At 61.7% G+C, this 7,622-nt stretch carries 9 protein-coding genes; 4 read left to right on the top strand and 5 right to left on the bottom strand.

What is annotated here, in order from left to right:
• The coding region (locus ACTF4R_RS17935) for a DUF2267 domain-containing protein (protein ID WP_440009302.1) at nt 1-375 on the top strand (375 nt) is incomplete at its 5' end.
• A gap of 195 nt (nt 376-570) precedes the next feature.
• On the opposite strand, the gene ACTF4R_RS17930 is transcribed toward ACTF4R_RS17935, so the two are convergent.
• From ACTF4R_RS17930 to ACTF4R_RS17920, 3 genes are all read right to left on the bottom strand, one after another.
• Nucleotides 571-1,626 (bottom strand): sodium:phosphate symporter, encoded by a 1,056-nt coding sequence (locus tag ACTF4R_RS17930; protein ID WP_440009299.1) that lies wholly within the window; start codon nt 1,624-1,626, stop codon nt 571-573.
• A 36-nt stretch (nt 1,627-1,662) separates the two neighbouring features.
• On the bottom strand, nt 1,663-1,830 hold the full coding sequence (locus tag ACTF4R_RS17925; RefSeq protein WP_440009297.1) for a hypothetical protein: 168 nt from the start codon (nt 1,828-1,830) through the stop codon (nt 1,663-1,665).
• Between the two features lie 435 nt (nt 1,831-2,265).
• Entirely contained in the window at nt 2,266-2,808 is a 543-nt protein-coding gene (locus tag ACTF4R_RS17920; protein ID WP_440009327.1) for a class I SAM-dependent methyltransferase, read from the bottom strand.
• Nucleotides 2,809-2,901: 93 nt separating this feature from the next.
• On the opposite strand from ACTF4R_RS17920, the gene ACTF4R_RS17915 reads away from it, so the two are divergent.
• Together ACTF4R_RS17915 and ACTF4R_RS17910 are read left to right on the top strand one after the other, a co-directional pair.
• Nucleotides 2,902-3,375, top strand: a complete 474-nt coding sequence (locus ACTF4R_RS17915; protein ID WP_440009295.1) for a DUF7992 family protein — start codon at nt 2,902-2,904, stop codon at nt 3,373-3,375.
• A gap of 105 nt (nt 3,376-3,480) precedes the next feature.
• On the top strand, nt 3,481-4,104 hold the full coding sequence (locus ACTF4R_RS17910; RefSeq protein ID WP_440009294.1) for a universal stress protein: 624 nt from the start codon (nt 3,481-3,483) through the stop codon (nt 4,102-4,104).
• A gap of 4 nt (nt 4,105-4,108) precedes the next feature.
• On the opposite strand, the gene ACTF4R_RS17905 is transcribed toward ACTF4R_RS17910, so the two are convergent.
• Both ACTF4R_RS17905 and ACTF4R_RS17900 read right to left on the bottom strand, forming a co-directional pair.
• Nucleotides 4,109-5,083 (bottom strand): radical SAM protein, encoded by a 975-nt coding sequence (locus ACTF4R_RS17905; protein WP_440009293.1) that lies wholly within the window; start codon nt 5,081-5,083, stop codon nt 4,109-4,111.
• A gap of 244 nt (nt 5,084-5,327) precedes the next feature.
• Nucleotides 5,328-5,669: a hypothetical protein gene (locus tag ACTF4R_RS17900; protein WP_440009291.1), complete on the bottom strand. Its 342-nt coding sequence runs from the start codon at nt 5,667-5,669 to the stop codon at nt 5,328-5,330.
• A 218-nt stretch (nt 5,670-5,887) separates the two neighbouring features.
• Between ACTF4R_RS17900 and ACTF4R_RS17895 the strand changes: the two genes are divergently transcribed.
• Nucleotides 5,888-7,594 carry a multicopper oxidase family protein gene (locus ACTF4R_RS17895; RefSeq protein ID WP_440009290.1) on the top strand — a complete coding sequence of 569 codons (1,707 nt, stop codon included), beginning with the start codon at nt 5,888-5,890 and terminating at the stop codon, nt 7,592-7,594.
• Nucleotides 7,595-7,622: the final 28 nt, after the last annotated feature.

Below are 7,622 nucleotides of genomic sequence, written 5' to 3'. Positions count from 1 at the left end.
GCCTCACTCCCGATGGAGATCAAGTGGTATATGACCGGTGCCGTCCACGAACACGGCGAGCGATTCGACTGGCGCGAGTTCGTCTCGCGCGTCAGCGAAATCGAGAACGCTGACCGGCCGGAAGCAGCTTACCACGCCCAGGTCATCACGGATCTCGTACGCACCCAGGTCCCGCTGTCCGACTTCCAGCAGTTACGCGACCAGCTTCCGGAGAGCGAGGATGACGAGAGCTGGGGTAAGCTGTTCAAGGTCGTTGATGCCGGGGGGTGGGGCGATGCCGAAGAGGCACAAACCGGTGGCGGCCCGCAATCCGAGGCTGAAAGTGAGACCGAACCCGAAACCACTTCGGGTGAGTCCTCGGACCGAGACGCGTAATTCGAACCTGTTCGATTAGCCGTTCGCCGTAGCGGTTCTTTGTTGGAGGAACGTCCTCCCATTGCCCGATTACAGCGGTTGCGAGGTGGAAACCCACGACTTTAGCCGTGGAAGATGTCAGGGAAGTAATCGGGCTGGTGAGCTATCGCATGAATCGTGAAATTCTGTACTAGAATGGTGGCAAGACGGGGCCGCCTACTGGACGAAAATGAGGAGACCAGGGACGGCTACCAGTAGCACGAAGAAGGCGAAGAAGACGACGCGGTTCTCGACGGTATGTGTCAACAAGGTCTCGACGAACGTGAAGTACGGTCGATAGAACGCGAGAGCGAGGCCAGTGACGAGCGCGAGAACTACTATGAACCACGCGACTATGCTCAGGGCGTCGGCCGCCCCGAGCGCGACGCCGACGATGACTGTATCGACGAACGTACTGATATTCGCACCCATAATGTACGGGACGATGTCGTCGAGATCCACCGAGTCGCGATTGTACAGGGGGACGACGATACCCACTGAAAAGACGATGCTCGCCGTCACCCCGGCAACGACGAGACCCAGGACGAACGGGAACCACCTGCTTTCGAACTTGTCGTGAAAATGGTGCCGGAGTTGTTCAGTGTCGACCTTGTCGAGGACGGCGTCGAAAAGCCGGAGGCTGAGGAACAGCAGGACCACGGCCAGTAGAAACGTCGGAGCGGCACCGAGGTAGTCGACGAGCGCGTCGGTCGCGGTTCCGTTCATGCTTTTCGCTCCCCCGCTGTCGTCGGCCAACTCGACCGTCGGGAACGCCGAGAGAAGCCAATCGAGCGTAATGTACCCCACTGCGGTCGCAGGAAGGTAGATCGTCTGGGTCACGAGGAACGAGAGAATGCCCATACTCACCGACTTCATGACCGGCCCCTGACGCTCCTGGAGGAACTCCAGTCCCCCGATGAGTACGATTACACCAGACGCGCCGAGCCGGGCTCCCGCGACTAACAGGAAGAACTGCGTTGGCGAGACGAGTTCCGCGTGGAAAAACGCCACTGATACTGCTGCCACGACCGAGCCATTCAGCAATCCGTAGGCCGCCAACCAACTGACACCGAGGGCCGACGGATCGCTGGTCACGATTCGATCTAGATACAGTTCGACGACTGGAGAGAACGCCTCGGTAGCAGCCCCGAGCAGGCGCGCTGCGAACAGGAACAGCGCCAGTGCCACGAGGACACCGAGCCAGACGGCTGCTTTCGGCGCGAGATCCTTCACCGACGCGGGGGGATAAGAGTCCGGCATGGGGTCGTGTTACTCGCGTTCGCTCGGGAACTGTTCGCGGAACTCGTCGGTGCTCACCCGTTCGACGTTCCGTTTCTCGGCTGCTTCGCACTTCGACTCGTTGGAGCTCTCGTCCACGACCGGATAATCCGTCTCGCTACTTACCGACGACGTGTCGTTCGCGTCCTGTCGCTGCATCAGATACGAACTCTCCTCTCGCGTGTAGCCTTCGAGTACCGTGGACCTCAGCCTCCGCCTTCGTTTCTAGTCACCGTTCGTTTTATCGTCCGCTCCTCTGTCACGGGGCGAGGAACCCGGGGCTTCTCTCGGGCGTCAGCATATTCCGATTCCCATGCACAAATGAGTACGTGTTCTCGGACGCCACGCCGAACGCAGGCGTGACGTCACTCGATGTCGAAAACCCTCACGTCGAAGCTGAACGTCCGTCCGGAGTGGTCTGGATCGATGTCTACGACCACGCGACTACGTAGCCACCGATGAAGCATCTGCAGGACTGCCGTTTCGTCGCTGAAACGCCCGACAGGACGTTACTCGGACGGGATACGACGGAGTTGGTGTTATATTCTCGGATGGACGGAGGTTCGGGCGGTGTGCAGGTCGCGACGGTCGTTCTCACGACGCCCGTGCTAGCACGAGTTCGATGGAGAGACCCCACATCTCCTCGTCTTCGGCGCTCTGGACGCGAAAGCCCACGTCCCGTACCGCCTCGCGGACGAATATCGGCCGACAGTCGAGGTGTCGCGGGAACAGCGTGTGCAGGCGCTCGTAGACCCCCGTCGCGAGGCCCGCACGTCGCTTTGAAAGGGAGACGACGCACAGGCGGCCCCCTGGCCGGAGAATGCGCCGACACTCCCGGAGCACGACCGGGATGTCGGGCGTGTCGAACAGTTCGAGCGTGAAGCTCGAAAATATCGCGTCCATCGATCCGTCTCGAAGCGGAAGACGGGTCGCGTCCGCGCAGACCACCTCGGCGCGGTCACCGACGCCCGCGGTCCGGATACTCGTCCGCGCTGTGCGACACATACCCTCGGCGATGTCCACGCCGACGGCGTGTCCGGCGTGGCCGACGGAGTCCGAAAGCGACACGAGTGCCTCGCCGGTCCCGGAGCCCACGTCGAGAACGCGTTCGCCCTCGCTCGGGTCGAGTAGGTTCAGACCTGCTTCGCGCTGTTCGCCTTCGAAGGGAGGCGCTTTCGACCGACTGGCGCCGTCACCTGGCTTTATCTCCCTGCCCGTCGTAGCGCTCGTATGTCCCTCGACGTGGACCTTCCAGAATCACCGGACCTCTCGAACCGAGGCATGCCGCGCGAGTTCGAGTGGCTGGAAGAGACGAGCGGGTCGGAGGAGTTCCACCGCGAGGCACTCGAAGACTGGCTCCAGGACGGTGCGTGGAAAGAGGGGTTTAACGAGTGGGCCGAGTATACGGACCTCGACGAAAAGCAGGTTCGGGCCGTCGATGACCTCGGGCTGTTTCAGGCGTTCGACTTCTACTGGGACCCCACCGACGGCCGCCTTCGATACGACGCCCCGAGCGTTCCGGACGACTGGCGCGAGCGGGAGGTGACTGAGTCGTTCGATTCCAGCACGGTTTCGATGATAGACGCCGAGTTACAGAATCTCGGTCGAACCGTCCAAGAGATGCTGGAGGACTACCTCGAACGGAGCGAGGAAGCGTCCGATTACGTCTGGAACGAAGAGACGTTCGGCCAGAGCAGAGAGTGATCCCGTCGCGTGCTTACTTGACGCCGCGGAACGTAGATGCCGACAGGGAACACCCTACGAGGCGATACTCGACTACGCCGATGAGCGCGACATCGACTCGTGGCGATGGGCACGCACGGTCGGGCCGGGAGAGGGCCGGACCTGGGTAGTACGACGCTCAGGGTCGTCCGAAACGTCGACGTACCGGTGCTGACGGTTCGATTCAGCGAAGCCATCCCCCTCGATTTGGAAAGTCACTACGGAATCTTCGACGACGTACTCGTCGCTACCGACGGTAGTGACGGTTCGATGGCCGCCGCCGAGCAGGGAATCGGCATCGCGGAGATGTACGGTACGACAGTTCACGCACTCTACGTCGTGGACACGAATACGTACGCCTTCGAAGACGTGCCGCGGAGTATCGTCGGCATCCTCAAAGAGAGCGGGAACGCTGGACTGGACGGGATAGTCGAGATGGGTCGGGAAGTTAACGTCGAGGTCGAGACGTCGTTCCGGCGTGGAAGACCGTCACAGGAACTCCTCGACTACGCCGACGAGAACGACGTTGACCTCTTCACGCTGGGCGCGCACGGTCGGACGAGCGAAGTCCACCTCGGAAGCACCACCGAACGCGTGATTCGGACTGCCGAGCAACCGACACTGACGGTCCGTCAACGGTTTCTAGCACGTCCTTCACCCGCCACGAGCGACGACTTATCCGATTTCGTGAGGGGAGAAGCTTCCGAGTAGGTCTCTAGAAGAGGTCGGTGATTCCGGGTCGTTCCGAGAGCATCGACTGGTCGAGATAGAGTCGTTCCAGCCCCGTGTCTCGAGCGTGAGTCACCACTTCCTCGTACTCCTTCTGGGTAATCGGACGGCTGATCTCTCCGTAGAAGTCTTCGGTTTTGGCTTTGTAATACGGCTGATATTGGGCCATGATATCGACGAACGTTTGCTCGGAAAGTTCCTCGGCGATGAATTCAACGACTCGTTTTGCATTGTCGAGGTGATTCGGCATGACGAGGTGGCGCACTAGGAGGCCGCCAGTCGCCAACCCGATATCGTTCATCCGCAGGTCCCCCACCTGCCTGTGCATCTCTTCAAGCGATTCCGTGACGTTCGACCAGTAGTTCGGAGCCTTCGAATACTTCGCCGCCGCTTGATCGTCGGACCATTTCACGTCGGGCATGTAGATGTCGACGATTCCGTCGAGTTTCTCGAGGATTTCCGCGCGCTCGTACCCGCCGCAGTTCCACACGATCGGGAGGTCGAGTCCGCGATCCTTCGCGATTTTGATCGCCTCCACTAGATGCGGTGAGTGATGGGTCGGCGATACAAAATTGACGTTGTGACAGCCTTTCGCCTCGAGTTCGAGTGCCATTTCGGCGATGTCCTCGGCCGTGGCGGGATCGCCTTTGGCCTCGTGGCTAGTTTCGAAGTTTTGGCAGAACACACACTTCATGTTACAGTTCGCCAGGAAAATCGTCCCACTTCCGTTGTGACCCTTTAGACAGTCCTCTTCGCCGAAGTGAGGGAAGTACGACGAGACGTAGGCGGTGTCGTCGACTTGGCAGGTGCCTTCCCGGCCGGCCGTCCGATCCACGTAACACTCGTACGCGCACAAGTCGCAGTTCGCGTATCGTCCCCGAAGGTCGGCGATCCGGCGGTCGAACACGTCGTCGGACAACTGCCGGTAATTCGGTTCTGGGTCGGTGGACTCGACACTCATATAGCCACTATTGGCCCGCGTTAGCATACATCTATTGCCGGGGGGTTCGTTCGAGGACCTCACGACAAGTCGAGGTGCAGCATCTCACGCCTCGCCTTCGAACTCGGATTCAAACGGGTGACACTCCGATAGAGAAACGCCAGGAAGAAGAGCAAAACGAAGATACTGACGATCCAGAGCAGTATCTCGATGTCGGTGCGATAGAGGTGCTAGAGGACTATCGGAATCGCGATGACCGTGCCAATCAGGCCAAGGGCGGGAAAGAGAGATTCGACCCCGTCTCATCGGTGAGTCGAAGGTTCGCGAAGTTGGCGACGGCGTCGGCACTCGGAAAGGCAACCGAGCCGAACTCGGTAATCTGCTGGGGGGTGCCGAGTGCGTCGTCGTCGCCGTTCCCGTAGGACCGCCGAGTACGATAGACGACCTCCAAGCGGAGGCTGACGAGGTGGTCTGTCCGAGGGTGACACCCGCGTTCCGCGGGCTGGGACAGTTCTACGAGGGCTTCGAGCAGGTGACCGACGAGGAGTCGATGACATATCTCTGACAACCCGTAGCCAAGACGACCGCGCTGACGGCTGACCCGCACGTCGAACCTCTATGAACCCATGGCTAACGACAACACGTGGATCTCGAATACATCTAACCCCGATAAATATCAAAGGCGTACGAGGGAGCACACGACGCGAACGAGGTGATTATCAATCACCCGAAACATCCCGACACGCTGGCCGAGGTAGACAACGAAAGTCTCAGGTGCTGGGCATTGCCCCCTCGTTTTTTGTTGTTGACGTGGTAGGGCACGTGATGGTCAGCAACGAACGGAACGTATCGCGGCGACGTGTGTTGCGCGTCGGAGGGGGCGCGGCACTACTGGGAATTGCAGGAAGTAGGGGAGTAAACGGAATCGAATCAAAGCCCGTCAACGGGTCGCAGGAGGAAGGAAACGGGGACGGGCAGGACCCGACTCTCGTGGCCACAGAAGGACAGGCCGAGGTAGCGCCGGGCGAAACCGGCAATACGTGGCTGTACGACGACCGGTATCCCGGACCGGAACTCCGCGTGAGCGAGGGAGACACGCTGCGTGTCTCCGTCGAGAATCGGTTACCGGAGGGAACGACCGTTCACTGGCACGGCGTCCCCGTCCCGAATCCGATGGACGGCGTTCCGAACGTCACGCAGGACCCGGTCCCACCCGGCGAGACGTTCACGTACGAATACGAAGCGTCGCCAGCGGGCACCTACGTCTATCACAGCCACGTCGGTCTCCAACTCGACAGGGCGCTCAACGGGCCACTGATCGTCGAGGAAGAGTCGCCCCACGTCGAGTACGACCGGGAGCACACGCTGGTGGTCGACGACTTCTTCGCTGGCGATCCGAAACTCGACTCCATCGAGGCGCCACCTGGGGGAGGTCGTGGCGGTGGCGGCCCCGGTGGCGGTGGCGGCCCCGGTGGCGGCGGCGGCGGCGGTCCCGGTGGCGGCGGACCTGGTGGCGGCGGACCTGGTGGAGGTGGTCCCGGTGGCGGCGGACCCGGTGGTGGTGGTCCCGGTGGCGGCCCCGGTGGCGGTGGCGGCCCCGGTGGCGGCGGACCTGGTGGTGGCGGACCTGGTGGAGGCGGTGGTCCCGGTGGCGGTGGTGGTCCCGGCGGCGGTGGCGGCGGACCCGGTGGAGGAGGTGGCCCCGGTGGTGGAGGCCGGAACGGCAGAATAGGAGGTGGGGGTCCGATGCACGACCGCCGTCCCCCGTACAAGGGGATGGTCATCAACGGACGGCTCCCCTCCGACCCGCCCGTATTCGACGTCCAAGAAGGCGAGCGCGTCCGACTGCGATTCATCAACCCCGGCGGCGCTACGACGTACCGCGTCGGTATCGGCGGCCACTCGATGACCGTCACGCACACCGACGGACGACCGGTCGAACCGGTGGAAGTCGACTCCTTCTACATCAGCATGGGCGAACGCTACGACGCAATCGTCGAGGCCGACTCCCCCGGGGACTGGGCCATCGTCGCGTCACCCGTCGTCGGAAGTGAGCGACCTGCGGAAGCGATACTGCGGTACGATAGCACGACCGGGACCAATTCTGCCGGACGACCACAGTTCGACGGTCGGACGCTACAGTACGGCGACCTCCAGGCACTCGAACCGCTCGACGTTGGCGGTACACCCGACCGGACGTTCGACCTCACCCTCTCGGGAGGGATGATGCAGGAACCCGGAGCGTGGACCATCGACGGGCAGGTGTACCCGGACGCCGACCCTCTAGAGATCAGCGAGGGCGAGCACGTTCGGGTTCGGATGGTAAACCGCAGTCCGGCGATTCACCCGATGCACCTTCACGGCCACTTCTTCCAGGTCGGCGACGCAGTCAAGGACACCGTCCTCGTCCCGCCCCATCGGGGACAGGTTACGTTCGACTTTCTGGCGGACAACCCCGGTGACTGGCTCTTCCACTGCCACAACAACTATCACCTGGAACGAGGGATGGCTCGAGTCTTCGAGTACGTCTGAGAAGTACTCTTAGTCCCCGGGACATCTT

The organism is Halomicrococcus pelagicus, assembly GCF_051917725.1.
Taxonomy (GTDB): Archaea; Halobacteriota; Halobacteria; order Halobacteriales; family Haladaptataceae; genus Halomicrococcus.
Note: the sequence above shows the minus strand (reverse complement) of the source record. Positions and strands in the feature narration are given on the sequence as shown.